Origin of the sequence: Planotetraspora silvatica, assembly GCF_016863315.1 — a bacterium.
In the GTDB taxonomy this organism is placed as follows: domain Bacteria; phylum Actinomycetota; class Actinomycetes; order Streptosporangiales; family Streptosporangiaceae; genus Planotetraspora; species Planotetraspora silvatica.
This window is the reverse complement of record NZ_BOOQ01000047.1, coordinates 17,133-38,591: the sequence shown is the minus strand read 5'-3', so window position 1 is coordinate 38,591 and position 21,459 is coordinate 17,133. Positions and strand designations below refer to the sequence as shown.

The window sequence follows — 21,459 nt, the reverse complement described above, 5'->3', positions numbered from 1 at the left end:
GGCGTGGTGCTGCTCGCTCACGGCGTCGGCGGCCGTCAGGATCTGCCGATCCCGTTCTCCGCCGCGCTCGCGGGTGCGGTAATCGCGCTGCTGGTGTCGTTCGCGGCCCTCGGCATGTTGTGGACCGAGCCCCGTCTGGGCGGGCCGCTCGCACGGGTCCGCCCGTTCTCCGATCTGTTCCAGCGGGCGGTCTCCTCCCAGGCCTGGGTGCGGATCTGGCGGACGGCCGGGCTCGTCGTCGCCGCGTACTTCTGCATCGGCCTGATCTTCGGTCCCGACCAGGTGGAGAACCCGACGGCGGGCGCCTTCTACGTCCTGTTCTGGGTCGGCCTCATTCCCGTCTCACTGCTGTTCGGGCCGGTGTGGCGCGCCCTCAACCCGCTGCGGACGCTGCACCTGCTGGCGTCCAGGGCGCTGCGCCGTGACCCCGACGCCGGGTTGCTGCCGCTGCCCGACGGGCTCGGCTACTGGCCCGCCGCCGCGGGGCTGTTCGCGTTCGTGTGGCTGGAACTGGTCGCCCCCGACCGGGCCACCCTGCCCGTCATCGGGATCTGGCTGGGCGCGTACGCCGTGCTCATGCTGGCGGGGGCGGCGGTCTTCGGAGCACGGTGGTTCGACAAGGGAGACGCGTTCGAGGCCTACAGCGGCCTCATCGGCAGGCTCGCTCCCGTGGTGCGGCGTGATGACGGCGTCGTGGCCTGGCGGAACTCCCTCGACGGGATGTCCGGGTTACGACCGGCCCCCGGTCTGCCGGTGCTCGTCGTGGTGCTCCTCGGCTCCACGATGTACGACAGCCTCTCCGGAACCCCGGCCTGGGTGCGGTTCGTCCAGGAGAGCCCGCTGCCGGCGCCCGTCATGGGGACGGCAGGCCTGGTCGTCGTGATCGGCCTCGTTCTCGCCGCATTCCTCGGCGCGACCGCCCTGGCCGGCCGACGGGGCGCGACGGAGCCACGCGTCATGGCGGGCGAGCTCGCCCACTCGATCGTGCCGATCGCCGTCGGCTATCTGGTCGCGCACTACTACACGCTCTTTCTGCTCGAAGGGCAGCGGACGATCGCGCTGCTCTCCGACCCCCTGAGCACCGGCGCCGACTGGCTGGGCACCGCCGGCTGGACGGTCGGCGGCCTCGGCAACACCCCCGCGGGCATCGCCATGCTCCAGGTGACGGTCATCGTCATCGGCCACGTGATCGGCACCGTGCTGGCCCACGACCGTGCGCTGGCGCTGCTCCCGCGGCGCACCGCCGTCGCCGGGCAGATCCCCCTGCTGGTGCTGATGGTCCTCTACACCGTGATGGGGTTGCTGCTCCTGTTCGCCGCCTGAGACGCCCGGCCATTCCGCATAGACGTCAACGGAATGGCTATGGCGCAATTCCTCTAATCGGGTGATCACGTTTCATGTCATCGCACCCCAGTTTTCCCAGCACTTTCATTGCGGTGCGGAATATTCGTCAGAAACAGCTATATGACGAAAGGCACCAATAAGGGAAAATTGCGATCGGGAGACGGGGAGGTGCCTTGACGACGTTCGTGAAGGCTCATGACGGACGGACGCTGGCAGTCGACGAGAGGGGTGAGCCGGAGGGGAGCCCGGTCTTCCTGTTACACGGCACACCGGGGAGCAGATTGGGGCCGTTTCCGCGCGCGTCGGTCCTCTACCGGCTCGGCATCAGGCTGATCAGCTATGACCGGCCCGGGTACGGCCTGTCCGACCGGAGGAGGGGCCGGACCGTCGCCGACGCCGCCGGCGACGTGGAAGCCATCGCCGACGCTCTTCACATCGACTGCTTCGCGGTGATCGGCCGCTCAGGAGGGGCTCCGCACGCGCTGGCCTGCGCCGGGTTGCTGCCCGAGAGGACGACGCGCGTGGCCGCCCTCGTCGCCCTGGCGCCACGAGAAGCGGAAGGGCTGGACTGGTTCAACGGCATGACGCCGTCCAACGTCATCGAGCACAAGGCCGCAGAGACCGGTCACGCCGCGATGATGGAACTGCTCTCGCCCACCGTGGAGCGGATACGAGCGGATCCGACCCGGCTGGTGCCCGCCTTCGACGACGACCTCCCCGAACCGGACAGGTACGTCATGGCGGACTTCGGAATCCGCCTGATGCTCGCCCACAATTTCGCGGAGGCCGTCCGGACCTCTGCGGCGGGGTGGGTCGACGACGCCCTGGCGTTCACCTCGCCATGGGGATTCCAGCCGGCGGACATCTCTGTACCGACGCTGCTGTGGCACGGGGACGAGGACGTGTTCTCACCCGTCGACCACTCCCGCTGGCTCGGCCGGCAGATCCCTGGGGCCCGCGTGGTCATTCAGGAGGGCGCCGCACATTTCGGCGCCCTCGGCGTCCTGCCGGACGTACTGACCTGGTTGTCCGCCGCCTGACCTCAGAACGGCTGAGGCTCGAGGTCTCTGTTGATTCGCCGCCACTCCTTGAGATAGACCAAGGTCGGGTGGTTGTCACCCAGGATCCGGCCCATGACCGGGAGCAGGCGTCCCCGTAACTGCTCTGCCTGGGCGACCTGCCCGTTCGACCGCAGGGTCACCGCCAGGTTGGCCTCGCAGGCGAGTGTGTCCGGATGCGTGTCGCTCAGCTTTTCGCGCAGATCCCCGAGCGTCCGACGTTCCAGCGTCTCGGCCTCCGCCAGGCGCTCCTCGTCGCCCAGGCAGTTGGCGAGGTTGATCGCCGCCGACAGGGTGAAGGGATGATCCGCCCCAAGGTGGGAGTGGAGCCCTTCGTACGACGTCCTCGCGATGCTCTCCGCCCTGGCGTTCTCCCCGGTTCCGCGCAGGTAGATCGCCAGGTTGTTCAGCGCGATATGCGTTCCCGGGTGATTTTCCCCCAGGGTGTCCTGATAGATGCGGGCGATCTCCCCTGCCAGGTCACGCGCACCGGTCTTGTCGCCCAGAGCGGACATGCAGCAGGCGAGTTCGAGCCTCGCCGCGAGCGCGTCCGGCGTGCCGGCGTACCGCTGCATGTACCTCTCTTCTGTGTCTTTGGCCAGATGCCACGCCTCCGTCTGTTCGCCCGCCCTCCGCAACGAGACGGCCAGGCTCTTGGCCGCCCGCAGAGTGTCGACGAAGGACTCGCCGAGCGACTCCCGATAGTGCTGCAGGGTTGTGCGCAGGAGATCCACCGAGTCGCGATAGAGCCCGATCTCGCGCAGGTCGCGGGCCAGCTGAGCGGCGGAGAACAACGTGTACGGATGATTCCCGCCGAGCACCCTGTTCCGGCGCTGGCGGGTGTCGTGGTCGAGGTCGCGCGCGCTCACAGCGTCGCCGACCAGCCGGTAACACAGCGCGAGGTTGTTGGCCGAGGCGAGGGTACGCGGGTGGTCCTGGCCGAACAGCGTCTTCCACTGCTGGTAGGTCACCTTGTCCATGTCCAGCGAGTTCTGGTAGTCCCCCAGACCGCGGAGGTCGGCCGCGAGCCCTCCCGCGGTGAGAAGCGTGTGCGGATGGCGCTCCCCGACGACCTGCAGTTGCTGTTCCCGGACCCACGTGTCGAGGTCGCGCGCCTCCTCGTACTTGCCCTGCGAGCGCTTGACGTTGGCCACGTTGAACAGCAGATGGAGCCGCTGCCTGTCGTGGATTCCGAACACCGACTCCCAGAAGTTCGCGAGACGGTCGCCCAGCGCGAGAGCGCTGTCGAAGTCGCCGCGCTTCCACAGGTACCGCACACGGTCGGTGAGCAGTTGCCGGGTCTCCTCCTCCGTGCATTCGGTTGCACGCGACGGCTGGAGGTGTTGCCAGATCAGGTCGTAGCGGATCCAGTTCTCCGGGTCGTCCACGTCGCCCTGGCGCGGTCTCGCGCCGACGAGGATGCGATGGACCTCGTGGCAGGCCTCGTCCTGCTCCTCCTGCGTCATCTGGCTTCGGATCACGGCCTGGACCAGGCGGTGCACCTGAATCGTGTTGTTGCCCTGATCGGCCTTGGCCAGGGCGAACCTGCCGATCTCCTGGATGACACGGCCGAGGACGAGCTTCTCACGCAGGGTGTCGTCGTACGGAAGCAGCGACTCCATCATCTCGTCGCTGTAGAGGAGCTGCATCGAGATCGGCTCCGGCGCGAAGAAGGCGCACAGTTGGAGGAGGCGAACCGAGGCGGGCGAGCTCTCCTTGAGCCGGCCGAGTGACAGGTTCCAGGTCACGGCGACTGGGTGCGGATAGTCGGCCGGCTGCGTCATGGACAACACCCGGGCCGCCTCGGTCTCCAGTTGTTCCAGGAACGTCACGGCCGGGATGCCGGTCTCCGCCAGCCACGCCGCGGCCTGCTCGACGGCGAGCGGCAGGTTGCCGAGGGCCTCGGCGACGCGAATCGCATCCGGTGAAGCCAGTCCTGGCACCCGTCGGCTGAGGTGCTCGAGGCTCTCCTCCTGGCTGAAGACGTCCACCTCGAGAGGGGCCGCCACGGCCGACCACGCCTGGTTGCGCGAAGTGATGAGGATGTGGCCGGAGGAACCGCCGGGGAAGAATCCCCTCAGGTCCTCGGGGTCGCCGGCATTGTCGAATATCAGCAGCCAGCGGCCGTACGGGTTGCCCAGACGCAGCGACTCACGCACGGCGGCGACGACCTCCGCGATGTTGTCGGCGACCGGGATGTGCAGTTGACGGGCGAGCTCCTCGAAGGTCGAGTTGATCCGCTCGCGATCCTCCGACGAGATCCACCAGACCAGGTCGTAGTCGGCGCGGAACCGGTGGGCGTACTCCAGCGCCACCTGGGTCTTGCCCACCCCGCCGAGACCGTAGAGCGCCTGCGGGAGGACCACCGCGGAACTGCCCCCCACCAGCTGGGTGCGCAACTCGTCGAGGACGGCCCCCCGCCCGGTGAAGACCGCGTTGCGGTCGGAGACGTTCCAGACCGCGGGCACGCTTCCCGGATACCGGGCCCCCAGCCCCGTCGTGTCCAGCACCGACCCTTCTTCGATCCGTCCGAACGCCTTGAGGACCCGCTCCGCGGCCGTGTGCTCCGCGATCCTGGTGAGATCGGAGAGCGCACGGTCGCCGAACGGCGAGGGAAAGTGCGATTCGGACACCCGAATCGGAATCAGCTCGCCGCGGACGGCACCTTCCGCCTCCGTGAGCCGCTGCCACACCTCGTGGCTGCGGGAGGAGCGGATGTAGGCGTCAGAGAGCACCACGACCGTACGCGGGGAGTCTCCCGCGAAATCCAGGGCCTCGTCGGAGTCCACCTCACGCAGCGACACCCGGTAGCCGTATCGGTCCAGCAGAGCGGCGATCCAGTCCGTCCACATCCGGTCCTTCGACGTGTAGCTGAGGTAGACGTCGGTCTGGTGTGTGGGGTGGCGGCGCGTGAAGGTGTCGAGATAGCGGATCCGCGTGGACTCCTCGAGCGGCGGGAAGGAAACGACCTCCCCCTCGGTGATCACGCCGGTCAACCGCTCGAAGGCGGCGAGCATGGAGCTCGGCCGACCCGGCTCGTCGCCGAAGGTCGCCAGGATCTCCTCGAAGGCGTAGAAGGGCGTGTACGGGATCTCCACGGCGCCCCAGTACCGGTCGATCTCCTCCTGGGTCAACCCGCGCGGGAACTTGTCGAACCTGCGCTTGGCCAGGGTCCGTCCCGCGTCGCATTTCTCCTTCTCGCCCGTCTCGATGCGCATCGGCACAGGGAGGATGCGGATGTTGCGCTCGCCGTAACGATCGTCGATGTGCCGTGCCACCGACGAGGTGCCGTCGATGCCCTGGTCGGAGAGGGTGAAGCACGCGATGAGGACGTCGGGCATCTGCATGGTGCAGATCTCCGCGATGTCGCTCAGCCCGGTACGGCTGTCGACGAGCGTGTAGTCATAGCAGGCCTTCATGTCCTCGCGCAGCGCGTCGAAGAACTGCCCGCCGCCCTGGCGTTCGTAGAAGGTGTCCCAGTCGAAACCGGAGACCAGGGAGGAGTAGTCACGGTTCTGCCTGCCGGCCGAGATGAAGTCCAGGGTGCCCTCGCCGGGGAACTCGAAGTCGAGCGAGACGGCGTGCGGTTCCACGCGGGCGTACTGCCGATGCCATTCGCGGGCGCGGGCCCCCGGCTTCATCGCCGCCCACTGGTAGGTCGTGATCAGGTCGATGACCCCGGAGGTGGTCGCTACCGTGCCGGTGTCGAGGAATGGTCGGAAGAACTTGTGCAATCCGGGCGACTCGAGGTCCCAGTCGACGACCAGGACCCGCTTACCACTGCTGGCAAGGATCCACGCCGTGTTGGCCAGCGCCATCGTGCGCCCGGTGCCGCCCTTGTACGAGTAGAAGGTGACGATCCGGCCCTCGCTCATGCCTACTCCTCTGGCCCGACCAGCCGGGGTCTGTCGACTCTCGCGCCCTCTGGTGGATAGGCGGGCGCGTGCTTGAAGTACTGCTGGGTCGCCTTGTGCAGAGCCTCGGGCAACAGACTTCGGAACAACTCGAGGCTCCGTACGTCCGTCTCGGCCGCCGGCTCCGCCAGTTTGTGCCCGAGAGCTTCCCTGAGGTGCCCCTTCAGCCGGGGCTCATGCTCGACCGTCTCCTGGTCGTCACGGTTCCACGGCACCATGACGGAGATCCACTGCCGACCCGGCCGGTTCACCGGTCGCAGCGACTCCTGGCACTCCTCCTGCGTCGTGGCCCAGGGGTCCACCAGCATCACGGCCGGAGCCTGCGGCGTCTCCGCCGCCAGTTCGCCGCCGTGATCCTCAAGGGTGCCGACATGAGGAAGGAAGCCGCGGGAACGTGCCACATCCTCCGCGCAGTCGGCGAGGGGGCGCATCCCGTTGCGGCTGCGGAACGGGTCCCACTCGTGCGGTGTGCGTCCGTAGTGGTAGGCGTCCCGCCCCTCGGGCAGGTGGCGCAGGTCGGGAGCGACGACGGTGACGGTCACCGGACGCTCGGGTGTGTGGTCGGTGAAGGCGCTCGGCACGGCTGTGTAGTCGCGGATCTTGCCGTACGGCATGGGGGACGTCTCCGCCACTTCGATGATCCGCTGGGCGAGGCCCCAGGTGGCCGTCTGGTACTGGTTCCGATACTTGCTGAGCTTCATGATCCCGTAGAAGCCCTCGTCCGCGTATCGGGAGCCGAGGTCCGAGTGGTTGAACTGAATCGCCTGGGCCGCCCGCGGAAGAGTCATCGACCGCATGGGAGCCCAGATGGCCGGCAGGATCGCCACCGGCCCGGTGTGCCCCTGTGCCCGGTCGAGAAAGGCCGCCCATTCCTTGCCGCAGTGATCACTCTCGAAGTAGCGCGGTGAGTACAGAGGCACGAAAACCCGGCAACTCGAGAGGCGTTCCGAAAGCATTTGGGGCCAGTTGTCGCCGACGCGTAATTCCCGGTCCATATAGCCGGCCGCTCCGGCGGGCACCCGGGTCAGATGCATGATGTGCTCGCAGAGCACCTTGAACAGCTTTTCCACCCATTGGTTGGGATCGCCGCCGTCGGTGAGGTCATATGGCGGCACGTGCGCGTAGCTGAGGAAGAAGTACGGCCCCGAGGACTGAGCCGAGGACTGGGGAGTCGTCATCCGCCTCCTTCCGGGCTTTCACTATAGAAACACGGCCTTTGCGAGGAAAGGCCGCGATCGTGAAACCCCAGAAAAAGTGGTGGGACCTACTCGGCGCCTGAGGCCGCTCGATGCCGTTCCGCCAGTTCCGCGGCCGCGTCGATCGCTTCACGGGGAACCGGTTCGGCGAGCCACGGCTCCGCGGACCGCCGCATGCCGGCCAGGAAACGCAGCCCCAGGGGGGTCAGCGCCCGCGAGGTGTCGAGCGATTCGATCGCGTCGGCCGTGTGCTTGCGCCACAGGGCGAACTGGACATCGCTCTGACCCGCCACGGTGCTGCGCCGCACCCGCCAGAAGTCCGAGACGGCCAGGTGCGCGTAGGTCCCCTGCAGGAGACCCTCGAGCGGGCGTAGGTCGGGACGCCAGGGGGCGTAATAGAGGCCCGCGTGCTGCCGGTCGTACAGGTCGACCATGTCGAGGACCGCTCCGAGCTTGACGTGCTGGAACTCGTGCATCAGCAGGAGAGCGAGCGTGGCCGCGTCCTTGGGCAGGGCGATGGCGACGGATCCGAACGCGTGCCTGGCCGCCGAACTGGCGTCCCCGCCGACTGGTGGAGGAGTCAGAGGGACCACAGTGGACAGAGCCCCACGCAGCCCTGCCGCGTAGTGGGGGTGATCGGACTCGATCAGCGACCACGCGTCGGCGAACGCCCGCTGCCACGCGCCGGCCTCCTCCTCGGACAGGCGCCCGGCCGTCTGATGACCATGGCAGTGACGGTGCGGATCGGTGTCCTCCAGGATGACCTCGAATCCGTTCGCCCGAAGCTTCCTCACGGGATGCCAGACGGCGTCCGGAGTCCCCGCCAGCGTGAACCGCTCGTCCTTCACGAGCAACCGGGCGTCGGTGCCCCGCGCCGCTTCGAACGCGCCCAGGGTCGGCAGATGGAAGACCCCGTCCACGTCCTGCAGCGTGATCTCCGTGTCGACGCCTGCCTTGACGGCGGCCGCGGCGGCGATGTTCGCGAGGTAGCCGGGGCTCCCGCCGCCGGTCAGGCACCGGGCGGCCCATTCCCGGACATAAGGGTGATCCAGCACCGCGTCGACAGCGGGACGATGCTCCGCGTCGAGCCGGGTCAGCAGATCCCATCCCTCGGCAGCGGAATGATGGGTGTGCACTCCGGCAAGGAGTCCTCGACGCAGCGTCCGCTGCCCCGCCAGAAGGTGCTGCATGTCGTCGTCGCCGCCGTACCCGGCGGCGAGAGCCTCGATCGTGTCGTACGGCAGGGCGTGCGTGGGCATGGCGATCCTGTGCCTGACATGAGTGATGAGCTTGAGGAGATCAGCCGAGTAGACGCTCGGGTTCGCGAAGGCGGACCCCGTCCGGTACCGGTGCGCGTACAGGCCGCCGCCGCAACTTTCGACCACCGGGCATGCCCGGCAGGTGTCGCACAGCCCGCCGAGTCCCTCCTGCCGGGCCAGGATGCCGGTGTGCGCGGCCACGGTGTCGAGGTCGTCGGTGACGACGTTCAGCCCCGTGGAAGGCGCCCCGTCGAAGGCGACCTTCAAGGAGTCGGCCTGCTCGTAGGCCCCGTCCGTCTCGATGACGACGAGGTCGGCCGGCTCGAGGCCGAGCGATTCGGTGAGGCTGGATTCTCCCCGGCTGGTGCGCAGAATGGACTCGAACATGCGCACCGGCACCCTGGCCCCCTCTTCGATCCAGGCGTCGAAGATCCGGATGAGCCAGTCGGCGTAGGCGGTCTCAGTCGGCCGCGGAGGAGGCGCGTCCCAGGTCGCATGCGGGAGCAGGAAGTCGATGCGGGGCGGGTCCAGCTCGCACAGCGCCCTGTAGACGGCGAGCGGATCGTTGGCGACGTCCATCGTGCACAGCAGACCCGCATACAGATCGCGACGTCGGCGCAGCAGTTCGACGGCCCGGATCACGCGTTCATAGCTGCTACGACCGTCGGCGTAGCGCCGGTGTCTGTCGTTGGCGATCCGGTCGCCGTCGAGCGAGATGCCGACCAGCACCCGGTGTTCGGCGAAGACGTCGAGGAAGGCGTCGTCGAGCAACACGCCGTTGGTGTGGACGCGAAGGTCGAGATCGCACAACGCGTCGAGTCGGCCACGCAGCTCGGCCATGATGCGCGCCAGCCGGGCCCGGCCCGCGAGAAGCGGTTCACCGCCGTGCAACACGATATGCACGCGGTCGAGGCCGTGTCGCTTTACATGCTCCGCGATCCGACCGGCCGACCATGCGACCGTTTCGTCCGAAATGACTTTCGGACGTACTTGCCATGATTGATCCGCATGTTCGTAGACATAGCAGTGATCACAGGCGAGATCGCACCGACTGTGTACTTTGACCACGAATTGCCGGAATGGCGTGAAGGGCCCGTTCACCGGCCCCCCTAGAGGTCAGATCGACGAGTTGAAAGCCGCCACGGAGACCGACTCGACGGGCGCGGCCTCCGGAAGGACACGTCCAAGAATACGGTCGACATCGGACGCGGGAACGAGAGACAGCGGAATGTCCCGGAGATCCGTGACATTCGATGCCACGTTGAACTGCGTCATTGCAGTAGTGCTCATAACCCACGACCAATGCGAACGGGCATTCGAGAATGCCGCGAGGACGGTAGAGGGCTTACGCTAGCAGGAAGTCACTCTATGGGCGTCGCCCCTGGGGTTACGACTCAGAATGCTTTGAGCAGCGAACTCACCATAAACCTATAATTAGCATTTTGGGCACAACGAGACCCTCTCTAGCACGAGAGCCCCATTTCTCACGCATCGCCGGAAAAGGGCGGAATCGGCCGAGGGGACCCATCCCGGCCGGCTCGATGATCGCCGAGAAGTGGGCGTCGGTCGCCGGGCGACTCGATGTCCGTGTCTGTCACGAGAGCGGCTCTAGGCGGCCGCCGGCGTCGCACAAGGCACTCCTCCGGGTCGAGGCCGGGCCGTTGACAAGGCGAGGAGTCCGGGAAAAACTGCTCGCGATCTACGAATGCAAATCGATTTGTACGGTGCAGCTTGTACGGCACAGCTTGTACGGGCAGCTCGCACACCACAGGGGGAGTCGCGATGACCGAGCACGCTGGAGATGTCACGGCCGGATCAGCGGCGCCCCCGTCGGCCGAGTTCCCCTCCCCCGAGTTCCCCGCGCCCTGGCCGGACCGGGACGCCCTGCGGATCACCCGGGTCCGCGCGATCGTGACGGCTCCCGAGGGGCCGCCCCTGGTCGTCGTACGGGTCGATACCAGCGAGCCGGGCCTGTACGGCCTGGGATGCGCGACGTTCACCCAGCGCTTCCACGCCGTGGCGGCCGCGGTCGACCAGCACGTCGGGCCCCTCCTGATCGGCCGCCATCCGGCCGACATCGAGGACATCACGCGCATGGTGCACTTCTCGTCCTACTGGCGCGGCGGCCCGGTCCTGAACAGCGCCCTGTCCGGCGTCGACCAGGCACTGTGGGACATCGCCGGCAAGCGCGCGGGCATGCCCGTCCACGAACTCTGGGGCGGGCGGGTGCGCGCCGCGGCCGACACGTACCTGCACGCCGGAGGGGCGACGGTCGAGGAGACGATCGAGGAGGCCGCGGCGATCCTGGCCCTGGGATACCGGAACGTGCGGCTCCAGGTGGGCGCCCCCGGGCTCGGTCACTACGGCGCGCCCGGTTCGCCCGGCGGCTACGCCGGCTCGCCGTACCCCGACGGCTGGGATGTGCAGCGCTACCTGCGTGACACCCCCGGGCTGTTCGAGCGCGCCCGCCGCGAACTGGGTGAGGAGCCCGGCCTGATGCACGACGTGCATTCCCGGCTCACGCCCAAGCAGGCCATCGCCCTGGCCAGGTCGCTGGAGCCGTACCGGCTGTTCTTCCTTGAGGACCCGATCGCACCGGAGTTCTACGACCGCCTTCCCGAGGTCCGCGCGGCCGCGCCGATGCCCATCGCGGCGGGCGAGCAGATCAGCTCGGTCACCGACGCGGCGCGACTGGTCCGCGACGGCGGCGTCGACCTGCTGCGACTCCACGTCTCCGCGGTGGGCGGCGCCACCCCGACGCGCAAGCTGGTCGCGCTGTGCGAGCTGATCGGAGTCGGTACGGCCTGGCATTCGCCGGCCGACGTCTCCCCGGTCGGCGCCGCCGCCAATGTGGCGCTGGACGTGACGACCCCGGCCTTCCAGATCCAGGAGGGGCACGTGTATCCCGACATCGTCCACGAGGTCTTCCCCGGCACGCTCGGCCCGGTCAACGGCTACCTGTACCCGAACCAGGCCCCCGGCTGGGGAATCGACCTGGACGAGAAGCTGGCTGCCGAGCATCCGCCGCTCACCCACCTGCACGAACGCTGGTCGACCCGGGTGCGGCGCCCCGACGGCGGCATCGAGGCTCCCTGACGACGGACCGAGGGCGCACCGACGACGGATCGGCGACGGGCCGACGGTGAACTGATGGTGAACTGACAGCGGACTGACGGCAGGCGTTTTCGCCACTTGTCCGTTGCCAACCCGTTGCACACCGGTGTCAGGCGTGTTATCACTTACGTCACGCCGAGTGCGCTGCCGGGCAGGGCCCGTACGGGCGGTCTTCACTCCACCCCCCGAGGGAGACCCCGCTCATGCCCTTCCGAAGATTCCGCCTTGCGCTGCCCGCCGCCCTGCTGGTGGCCGCCGGCGCGCTGACCGTCGTCGGCGCCCCCGCCGCCCAGGCCGCGGGCGAGAGCGTCGACATCTGGCTCACCACGACCTCCGACTCCGGAGGCCGTACCGTCACCAGAGGGCTCCAGCAGCAGACGCCCGTGTCCTTCGCCGCCACGAGTCCCGGGGCGGCCCAGACGATCACCGTCAACGAGAACGCGACCTACCAGCAGTTCGAGGGCGGCGGAGCGTCGTTCACCGACACCGCCGCGTGGCTGATGAACAGCAGCGGCGCACTCAGTGCGAGCACCCGCACCTCGGTCATGCAGAAGTTGTTCGACCCCGTCAACGGCATCGGCCTGAGCTTCATCCGCAACCCGCTGGGCTCCTCGGACCTCGCCAGGAACAACTACTCCTTCGACGACACCTGCTGCGACCTCAACGGATTCTCGATCAACCACGACCTCGCCGACGTCCTGCCGCTGACCAAGCAGGCCAGGGCGCTCAACCCGGCGCTCAAGGTCATGGCTTCGCCGTGGAGCGCGCCCGCGTGGATGAAGGACAACAACTCCCTGAACCAGGGCTGGCTCCAGTCGCAGTACTACGGCCTGTACGGCGAGTACTTCGCGAAGTACATCCAGGCCTACCAGGCGCAGGGTGTGCCCATCGACTACGTGTCGGTGCAGAACGAGCCCACCTGCTGCGCCGGATATCCGTCGATGCAGTGGAACACCTCCGGCATCCAGTACTTCATCAAGAGCGCGCTGTGGCCGGCCTTCCGCAACGCCGGCATCACCACCAAGACGCTCGTCAACGACTGGAACTGGGACGCCTACAACACCTGGGCCGCCCCGCTGCTCGCCGACACCGCCATCCGCAACGACCCGCTGTTCGGCGGGATCGCCTGGCACGGGTACGGGGGCGACGTCGCCACCCAGACGACGGTGCACAACCAGTACCCCCAGGTCAACGCGTACATGACCGAACACTCGGGCGGGACGTGGATCGCGAACCAGCAGACCGAGGACATGAACAACCTGATCGACTACACCCGCAACTGGGACCGTAGCTGGGTCAAGTGGAGCCTCGCCGTCGACCAGAACCACGGCCCGCACAACGGCGGCTGCGACACGTGCACCGGCCTGATCACCGTCCACAACGGCGACGGCCGGAGCGGCCAGGTCGACTACACGATCGAGTACTACACGATGGGCCACCTCACCAAGTTCGTACGGCCCGGCGCGTATCGGATCGACTCCACCGCGAACTCCGCGGTGAAGAACGTGGCGTGGAAGAACCCCGACGGGTCCAAGGCGCTCATCGCCTACAACACGACGGGGGGCACCCAGACGGTCAAGGTCAACTGGGGCGGCCAGTCGTTCACCTACAGCCTGCCCACCAAGACCTCCGCCACCTTCACCTGGGCCGGCACCCAGTCGGGCGGCGGTCCCGGACCCGGCGGCAAGGCCATCACCGGCTTCGGCGGCAAGTGCGTCGACGTCGCGGCCGCGAGCAGCGCCAACGGCACACAGGTCCAGCTGTACACGTGCAACGGATCGAGCGCCCAGTCATGGACGGTCGGTGCCGACGGCACGATCCGCGCCCTCGGCAAGTGCCTCGACGTGGCGGCCGCCGCCAGCGCCAACGGCACGAAGGTGCAGATCTACGACTGCAACGGCTCGGCCGCCCAGTCATGGACCGCGAACTCCGACGGCACGCTGCGCGCTCTCGGCAAGTGCCTCGACGCCACCGGCCCCAGCTCGGCCGACGGCACCCCGCTCCAGATCTGGGACTGCACAGGCGGCTCCAACCAGAAGTGGACCGTCCAGGCCTGACTCCACGCTCGAGTCGACTCCCGGCTCCATGAACATCAACCGGACTCTTGACTCATCCCGGTTCGCCGGAGTTAACTACGGCTCAGTAATTATAAAGAAACCTTCCTAACAGTTGTCGGGGCTGCCCACCCGGCGACGCGGAAGGCGGATCCCGGGAGGTCCTCACCCCTCACCTCTTCTTCACCTCGCAGTCGAAGCGTTGACCCCTCTCAGAAAAGAGGCATCCCCCTTGAACCCCAAACGCTCCGGCCGGCTCCGGCTCCGGCTGCTCCTCGGCTCCCTGGTCGCGTCACTCCCTCTGATCGCGACCGGCCTGACCCCCGCGATGGCCGCGACCGGCCAGATCACCGGCCTCGGCGGCAAGTGCGTCGACGTGGCGGCCGCCAGCAGCGCCAACGGCACACAGGTCCAGCTCTACACGTGTAACGGCACCGCGGCCCAGTCGTGGAACGTCGGTGCCGACGGCACGATCCGCGCCCTCGGCAAGTGCCTCGACGTGGCCGCCGCCAGCAGCGCCAACGGCACGAAGGTGCAGATCTACGACTGCAACGGCTCGGCCGCCCAGTCGTGGACCGCGAACTCCGACGGCACGCTGCGCGCTCTCGGCAAGTGCCTGGACGCCACCGGCCCCAGCTCGGCCGACGGCACCCCGCTCCAGATCTGGGACTGCTTCGCCGGGTCGAACCAGCGCTGGACGCTGCCGAGCGGTGGCGGCACCAACCCGCCGCCTCCCACCGGCGCCAAGATGCCCGGCGCGCCCTACCTCTACATGGGCTGGGGCAGCCCGCCCAGCGCGACCTCGGTGATGAGCTCCACCGGAGTCAAGTCCTTCACCATGGCGTTCATCCTGTCGGGCGGCGGCTGCAACCCGATGTGGGACGGCGCGAGGCCGCTGACCGGCGGTGTCGACGCGCAGACGATCTCCTCCATCAAGAACGCGGGCGGCAGCGTCCAGGTGTCGTTCGGCGGCTGGTCCGGCAACAAGCTCGGCCCCAACTGCTCGTCCCCGTCGGCGTACGCCAACGCGGTCCAGCAGGTCATCAACGCGGTCGGCCCCGCCGTGGTCGACTTCGACATCGAGAACACCGACGAGTTCTCGAACTACACGGTCCAGGACCGCATCCTCAACGGCCTGAAGATCGTCAAGCAGAACAACCCCAACGTCAAGGTCGCGCTGACCTTCGGCACCAGCACCACCGGCCCGACCGACGACGGCATCCGGCTGATCAACCAGGCGAGGGCGCTCGGCGTGCCCGTCGACAACTTCACGATCATGCCATTCGACTTCGGCGGCGGCTCGAACATGTACCAGAGCACGGTCAACGCGTCCGAAGGCCTGAAGAACGCGCTCAAGAGCGCGTACGGCTGGACCGACGCGCAGGCCTACTCGCACATGGGCATCTCCGGCATGAACGGCGTGTCCGACCAGCAGGAGATGACCTCCACCGGAACCTGGACCCAGATCCGCGACTACGCGAAGTCCAAGGGCCTCACCCGCCTGGCCTTCTGGTCGGTCAACCGCGACCGGCCGTGCCCCGGCGGTGGCGTCAGTGAGACCTGCAGCGGCACCTCCCAGGGCAACTGGGACTTCACGCGCATCACGGCCGGCTTCTAGCTGTACATCTAGCCGGCGGGATTCGCCCTAGGGCGATTTGTGCGAGTTGTTCTACCCCTACAGAATCCTGGTACGGCACCCGCCGTACCAGGATTCTCCGTCTTACGAGGAGTGGCGCCGTGACGGTGTTGGCGAATGTCGCAGTGGCCGTGATGGCGCTGCTCCACCTCTACATCCTGGTCCTGGAGATGTTCGGCTGGACCTCCCCGAGAGCCATGAAGGCCTTCGGCACCGACCCGGAGTTCGCGGAGAAGACCCGGGTCCTGGCGGGCAACCAGGGCCTCTACAACGGCTTCCTCGCGGCCGGTCTGGTCTGGGGCCTGATCGCCGCCGACCCGGTGGGCTTCCAGGCGAAGGTCTTCTTCCTCGTCTGCATCGCGGTCGCGGGACTCTACGGAGCCGCGACCGCCAGTCGTCGGATCCTGTTCGTCCAGACCGTCCCCGCGCTGATCAGCCTGCTGCTGGTCCTGCTGTCCAGGTGACGGCGGAGCCGCTGCCGCGCAGCGTCGGAACCCCGGCGGCGAACGCGGCGAGGCACCGCCGCAACGTGGGCAGGAAGGGCGGGCACGCCGCGGCGAGATCCGGGTCCTGCGCGTAGAGCTCGACGAGCGTGGCCGACGGGTTCGAGACCGGGTAGAGCGTGCCGGCGAGAGCGGTGGCCACCCCGATCAGCTCGACCCCTTCGGGTTCCGTCAGATCCGGGTGTGCCCGTGCGACCTGCGCTCCGAGCTCGGCGATCACGCCGAGCACGACCCGTTTGAAGGCGCGGGCCGCCGGGACCGAGACGTTGTGCTCCAGGTTGGTCGACATGTGGCTGAGCAGGTCGCAGAACAGCGGGCGGTCGGCCAGCGTCTCCGTCAGAGCGGCGAGGATGTCGTCCGGGCCGGCCGAGGTCCGCAGTCGCTCGGAGACCGTGCTCCGCCACTCCTGCCACGCCTCGGCGGCGAGTTCGAGGTAGATCTCCTCGCGGGTGCCGAAGTAACGCACCACGTTGGACTTCGCCAGGCTGACGGCGGCCGCGACGCCGCCCAGGCTGACGTTGCGGACGCCGGATCGCTCGGCGAGGTCGCGCGCGGCGTCGAGGATCGCCTCACGCCGCTGTTGCTTGTGCTCCGGCCGCCTGGCTCGGACGAATCCCTGCCCTGTCATGACCCGGCAAGCATACGCCGAGCTAAAAGAACGCCGTCCTCTTGTTAAGGCAACGCCGTCCTGTTAACGTCGGCGGCATCCAGCAGTGGACGTCACGATGGGGAGACAGCCCGTGGTCGAGGTACGGATGCGCGTGAACGGAGTCATGGAGTCGCTCGACCTGGAGCCGCGGGTCAGCCTGCTCGACGCGCTGCGCGAGCGCCTCGGCCTGACCGGCACGAAGAAGGGCTGCAACCAGGGGGCCTGCGGCGCGTGCACGGTTCTCGCCGACGGCGAGCGGATCAACTCGTGCCTGGCCCTGGCCGTCCAGTACGACGGCCGCGAGATCACCACGATCGAGGGACTCGGCGGCGGAGAGGGGGCGCATCCCCTGCAGTCGGCGTTCGTGCGCAACGACGGCTTCCAGTGCGGTTACTGCACGTCAGGCCAGATCTGCTCGGCCATCGGAATGCTGGCGGAACACGGAGCGGGGGCGCCGAGCGCCGCCACCGAGCACCTGTCGGCCGACACGATCGAGCTGTCCGACGCCGAGATCCGGGAGCGGATGAGCGGCAACCTGTGCCGTTGCGGCGCCTACAACGGCATCGTCGGCGCGATCAGGGAAGTCGCGGCGGCCGTCCCCGGCGAGGTCGGGCGCGACGCCATGGAACCAGTGACGGAACCAGCGATGGAGACCGCGATGGAGACCGTGCGATGAAAGCGTTCTCCTACGTGAGCGCCACCGACGTCCCGGCGGCGCTGCGGGCGATCTCCACGGAGCCCAACGCGAAGTTCATCGGCGGCGGCACGAACCTCGTCGACCTGATGCGCGAGGAGATCGAGCGGCCCGACACGATCATCGACATCACCCGGCTCCCCCTGTCCGGCATCGAGGAACTGCCCGGCGGCGGGGTCCGGATCGGCGCGACGGTCCGCAACAGCCATCTCGCGGCGCACCGGCTGATCAGGACGCGTTATCCGGTGTTGTCCCAGGCCGTCCTCACCGGCGCCTCCGCCCAGTTGCGCAACATGGCGACGGTGGGCGGAAACCTGCTCCAGCGCACCCGCTGCCTCTACTTCTACGACGGCGCCGCCGCGTGCAACAAGAGGGAGCCCGGCCGGGGTTGCGACGCGATCGGCGGGTTCACCCGCAACCACGCCATCCTGGGGGCGAGCGAGGCCTGCGTCGCGACACACCCCTCGGACATGTGCGTGGCGCTGGCCGCACTCGACGCGACCGTGGTCGCCGAGAGCATCCGCGGCGTCCGCCGCATCCCCATGACCGAGTTCCACCTGCTGCCCGGTGAGACGCCGGACGCCGAGACCGCGCTGGCTCCCGACGAGCTCATCACGGCGGTCGAACTTCCGGAGACCCCCGTCGCGGCGACCTCGGCCTACCGCAAGGTCCGCGATCGCGCGTCCTACGCCTTCGCGCTGGTCTCCGTCGCCGCGGCGCTGGAGACCGGCGACGGTGCGGTGTCCGCCGTACGGCTGGCCCTCGGCGGTGTCGCGGCGAAGCCGTGGCGGGCCCACCTGGCCGAACAGGTCCTGCTCGGGGCGCCGGCCACCGAGGAGTCGTTCCAGCGGGCCGCGGACGCCGAGCTCGCGCCCGCGGTCGCCCAGTCGCAGAACGCCTTCAAGATCGAGCTGGCTCGGCGCACGATCGTGGCGACGCTGCGCCGGCTGCTCACCGACGGGAGCGCGGCATGACGCAGGCACCGGTGCACAGCCGGCCTCTGCCCACGACGGCGGAGCGCAGCGTCGGCAAGCCGATCGACCGCGTCGACGGCAGGGCCAAGACGACCGGGGCGGCCCGCTACTCCGCCGAGTATCCCTACCCCGACATCGCGCATGCCGCGCTGGTGCACGCGGCCGTCAGCCGTGGCCGCATCACCGGGATCGACGACGCGGCCGCCTCCGCCGTGCCCGGCGTGCTCGCCGTCATCACCCACCGGAACGCGCCGGCGATGAAGCCGCCTCCACCGGTGAGCCTGATGAATCTGAGCACGCTCGCCTCAGGGACGACGGTCAACTACCTCAACACCGACGAGGTGCACTGGGACGGCCAGCCGGTGGCGGTCGTCGTCGCGGAGACCCTGGAGGCCGCCCAGCAGGCCGCGTCGCTGGTGGGGGTGACCTACGACGAGCTCCCGGCGGCCTTCGACTTCGCCGCCGAGGAGAAGAACGCCAAGCCCCAGAAGAGTGATCTCGTGCAGTCCGGCGGAGCCAGGAAGGGCGACGCGGAGGCCGCCCTCGCGGCGGCGCCCGTGTCGGTGGACCTGCGGTACACCACGCCTCCGCACAACCACAACGCGCTTGAGCCGCACGCGACGACGGCGGCGTGGGACGGCGACCGGCTGACCGTCCACGAGGGGACGCAGAACATCTCCTGGGTGCGCGACAATCTCGCGCTGAAGTTCGGCGTCCCGGCCGGGAACGTACGGGTGATCTCCCCCTACGTCGGCGGCGCGTTCGGCGGCAAGACCATGATCTGGGCCGGGACGATCCTCACGGTGCTGGCCGCGCGGGTGACGGGCCGCCCGGTGCGCCTGATGCTCACGCGCGAGGGGGTCTACCGTACGGTCGGCGGGCGCACGCCCTCGACGCAGCGGGTCGCGCTGGGCGCCGAGAGGGACGGCAGGCTCACCGCTCTCATCCACACGAGCGTGACCCGGCTCGGACGGGTCGGCGGCGGGCCCGAGCAGGTGACCTCCCAGTCGCGGCACCTCTACGACGCCGAGAACATCCTGGTCCAGCAGAACCTCGTCAAGCTCGACCTGCTCTCGAACACGGTGATGCGCGCGCCAGGCGAGTCCATCGGCACCTTCGCGCTGGAGACGGCGATCGACGAGCTGGCCTACGAGCTCGGCCTCGATCCGATCGAGCTGCGGATGCGCAACGAGCCGGAGCGCAACCCGATCGACGGCAAGCGGTTCGCCCACCGGATGCTCCGCGAGGCCTACGCGCGGGGCGCCGAGCGGTTCGGCTGGTCCGCCCGGACGCCGGAGCCGGGCTCGATGCGGGACGGCAGATGGCTCGTCGGCATGGGGGTCGCGTCCGCCTATCACCCGTCGTGGCAGTTCGCCGCCAACGTCACGGTACGGCTGTCGGCCGACGGCACGGTCGTGGTGCGCTGCGGCTTCCACGAGATGGGGATGGGCGGCGCCACCGCGCAGGCGCAGATCGCCGCCGACGCGCTCGGCGTACCGTTCGAGGCCGTCCGGGTGGAGTACGGCGACTCGACCCTGCCCACCGGGCCGGGAGCCGGCGGCTCCGGACAGACCGCGAGCGTGGCCGCCAGCCTGCTGAGCGCGTGCGACAAGCTGAAGCGCTCGGTGCTCGCCCTGGCGAGGCGGTCGGGTGAGTCGCCGCTGCGCGGGCAGCGGCTGAGCGGTGTCGAGGCCAGGGACGGGGGGCTCTATCGGGCGAACCGGTCCGGGTCCGGGTCCGGCTCCCGCTCCAGCTCCGGCTCCGGCTCCGGCTCCGGCTCCGGCTCCGGCGAGACCTACGCGGCGATCCTGGCCAGGGCGGGCCGTGACTCGGTGGAGGCCAAGGTGGGCTCCGACACCCGCGTCGGCGCGCTCGCCGGTCAGGTCCGGTTCATGTCGAAGCTGATGCTCGACCGGCGCCGTTGGGTCAAGGCGGCGTGCGGTGCGCAGTTCTGCGAGGTGCGCGTCGACCCGGACACCGGCGAGGTACGGGTGTCCCGCTGGGTCGGGGTCTTCGACGTCGGCACGGTGATCAACGCGAAGACGACGGCCGGCCAGCTCCGCGGCGGCATCGTGATGGGCATCGGCATGGCGTTGTCGGAGGAGACGCTCGTCGACCCCAGAAACGGCCGGATCATGAACCCGAGCCTCGCCGAATATCACGTGCCCGTGCACGCGGACGTCCCGCCGATCGACGTCTCCTGCCTGGACGAACCCGACCCGACCATGCCCCTGGGGCTGATCGGCGTGGGCGAGGTGAGCATCACCGGAGCCGCCGCGGCGATCGCCAACGCCGTCCACCACGCGACGGGGAGGCGCGTCCGCGACCTTCCCATCACCCTGGATCGGCTGCTGTGATTCAGCCGTCCGGGAACGAGAAGGAGGAGTCACGATGAAGGTCGTCGTCTTCGGAGCGACCGGCATGGTCGGGCAGGGCGTCCTGCGGGAATGCCTCCTCGATCCCGGGGTGGACGAGGTCCTGGTCGTGGGGCGCACACCGACCGGCCTCCGCGACGAGAAGATCCGCGAGGTAATACATAAGGATTTTTCGGACTTCTCCTCACTCAAGGCGGAGTTCTCCGGCCAGGACGCGTGTTTCTTCTGCCTCGGCGTCTCCTCCATCGGCATGAGCGAGGACGACTATCGCCGTGTCACGTACGACATCACGCTCGCCGCGGCGACCGTCCTCGCCGAGCAGAACCCCGGCATGACCTTCGTCTACGTCTCGGGCGTGGGAAGCGACCGGTCGGAGAAGGGGCGCGTGATGTGGGCGCGTGTCCGGGGCCGCACGGAGAACGCGCTGCTCCGTCTGCCGTTCGCGGCGTACGTGTTCCGTCTCGGCTACGTCCAGCCCGGGCACGGAGTGCGATCCAAGACGCGGTGGTACCAGGTCATGTACCGGGCCGTCGCCCCCGCCTACCCGCTCCTGAGGCGCCTGTGGCCCGGCCACGTGACCACGACGGCGAACGTGGGCAGAGCCATGATCGCCGTCGCGCGACGCGGGACGGATGCCCGGATCCTGGGGAGCAGGGAGATCAACGCGGCCGCGGGCTGAACCGCTCCGG

15 protein-coding genes are annotated in these 21,459 nt (G+C 68.7%); 10 read left to right on the top strand and 5 right to left on the bottom strand.

The features are described 5' to 3' along the window. Positions 1 to 3 precede the first annotated feature (3 nt). The gene (locus Psi02_RS31400) at positions 4 to 1,323 is read left to right on the top strand and encodes a hypothetical protein (RefSeq protein WP_203979461.1); all 1,320 of its coding nucleotides are present in this window, start codon (positions 4 to 6) and stop codon (positions 1,321 to 1,323) included. A 194-nt stretch (positions 1,324 to 1,517) separates the two neighbouring features. Then, positions 1,518 to 2,384 (top strand): alpha/beta fold hydrolase, encoded by an 867-nt coding sequence (locus Psi02_RS31395; protein ID WP_203979460.1) that lies wholly within the window; start codon positions 1,518 to 1,520, stop codon positions 2,382 to 2,384. Between the two features lie 2 nt (positions 2,385 to 2,386). On the opposite strand, the gene fxsT is transcribed toward Psi02_RS31395, so the two are convergent. The 4 genes from fxsT to Psi02_RS31375 form a co-directional block, all read right to left on the bottom strand. Further along, positions 2,387 to 6,277: an FxSxx-COOH system tetratricopeptide repeat protein gene (gene fxsT, locus Psi02_RS31390; protein ID WP_203979459.1), complete on the bottom strand. Its 3,891-nt coding sequence runs from the start codon at positions 6,275 to 6,277 to the stop codon at positions 2,387 to 2,389. Between the two features lie 2 nt (positions 6,278 to 6,279). Next, entirely contained in the window at positions 6,280 to 7,494 is a 1,215-nt protein-coding gene (locus Psi02_RS31385; RefSeq protein ID WP_203979458.1) for a TIR-like protein FxsC, read from the bottom strand. Positions 7,495 to 7,580: 86 nt separating this feature from the next. Next, positions 7,581 to 9,839, bottom strand: a complete 2,259-nt coding sequence (locus Psi02_RS31380) for an FxsB family cyclophane-forming radical SAM/SPASM peptide maturase (RefSeq protein ID WP_239095315.1) — start codon at positions 9,837 to 9,839, stop codon at positions 7,581 to 7,583. A gap of 48 nt (positions 9,840 to 9,887) precedes the next feature. Beyond that, positions 9,888 to 10,046, bottom strand: coding sequence for an FxSxx-COOH-like cyclophane-containing RiPP peptide (locus tag Psi02_RS31375; protein WP_203979456.1), 159 nt, complete (start codon positions 10,044 to 10,046; stop codon positions 9,888 to 9,890). A gap of 507 nt (positions 10,047 to 10,553) precedes the next feature. On the opposite strand from Psi02_RS31375, the gene Psi02_RS31370 reads away from it, so the two are divergent. The 4 genes from Psi02_RS31370 (at position 10,554) to Psi02_RS31355 (ending at position 16,039) form a co-directional block, all read left to right on the top strand. Next, positions 10,554 to 11,867: an enolase C-terminal domain-like protein gene (locus Psi02_RS31370; RefSeq protein ID WP_203979455.1), complete on the top strand. Its 1,314-nt coding sequence runs from the start codon at positions 10,554 to 10,556 to the stop codon at positions 11,865 to 11,867. A 221-nt stretch (positions 11,868 to 12,088) separates the two neighbouring features. Next, positions 12,089 to 13,942 (top strand): ricin-type beta-trefoil lectin domain protein, encoded by a 1,854-nt coding sequence (locus Psi02_RS31365; protein WP_203979454.1) that lies wholly within the window; start codon positions 12,089 to 12,091, stop codon positions 13,940 to 13,942. Positions 13,943 to 14,171: 229 nt separating this feature from the next. Continuing rightward, positions 14,172 to 15,557, top strand: a complete 1,386-nt coding sequence (locus Psi02_RS31360) for a chitinase (RefSeq protein WP_239095314.1) — start codon at positions 14,172 to 14,174, stop codon at positions 15,555 to 15,557. 119 nt (positions 15,558 to 15,676) lie between these two features. Next, positions 15,677 to 16,039, top strand: coding sequence for a DUF1304 domain-containing protein (locus Psi02_RS31355; protein ID WP_203955078.1), 363 nt, complete (start codon positions 15,677 to 15,679; stop codon positions 16,037 to 16,039). On the opposite strand, the gene Psi02_RS31350 is transcribed toward Psi02_RS31355, so the two are convergent. Beyond that, positions 16,008 to 16,706: a TetR/AcrR family transcriptional regulator gene (locus tag Psi02_RS31350; protein ID WP_203979453.1), complete on the bottom strand. Its 699-nt coding sequence runs from the start codon at positions 16,704 to 16,706 to the stop codon at positions 16,008 to 16,010. The two genes, Psi02_RS31355 and Psi02_RS31350, sit on opposite strands and share 32 nt — an antisense overlap. 97 nt (positions 16,707 to 16,803) lie before the next feature. On the opposite strand from Psi02_RS31350, the gene Psi02_RS31345 reads away from it, so the two are divergent. The 4 genes from Psi02_RS31345 to Psi02_RS31330 are packed head-to-tail and all read left to right on the top strand — an operon-like array spanning position 16,804 to position 21,449. Then, positions 16,804 to 17,403 carry a (2Fe-2S)-binding protein gene (locus tag Psi02_RS31345; RefSeq protein ID WP_373317717.1) on the top strand — a complete coding sequence of 200 codons (600 nt, stop codon included), beginning with the start codon at positions 16,804 to 16,806 and terminating at the stop codon, positions 17,401 to 17,403. Continuing rightward, positions 17,400 to 18,395, top strand: a complete 996-nt coding sequence (locus Psi02_RS31340; RefSeq protein WP_203979452.1) for an FAD binding domain-containing protein — start codon at positions 17,400 to 17,402, stop codon at positions 18,393 to 18,395. The genes Psi02_RS31345 and Psi02_RS31340 overlap by 4 nt, the downstream gene beginning before the upstream one ends. After that, complete coding sequence (locus Psi02_RS31335) at positions 18,392 to 20,752, top strand: xanthine dehydrogenase family protein molybdopterin-binding subunit (protein WP_203979451.1); 2,361 nt, start codon at positions 18,392 to 18,394, stop codon at positions 20,750 to 20,752. The genes Psi02_RS31340 and Psi02_RS31335 overlap by 4 nt, the downstream gene beginning before the upstream one ends. A gap of 34 nt (positions 20,753 to 20,786) precedes the next feature. Beyond that, positions 20,787 to 21,449, top strand: a complete 663-nt coding sequence (locus Psi02_RS31330) for an NAD(P)H-binding protein (RefSeq protein WP_203979450.1) — start codon at positions 20,787 to 20,789, stop codon at positions 21,447 to 21,449. The last annotated feature ends 10 nt before the right edge of the window (positions 21,450 to 21,459 follow it).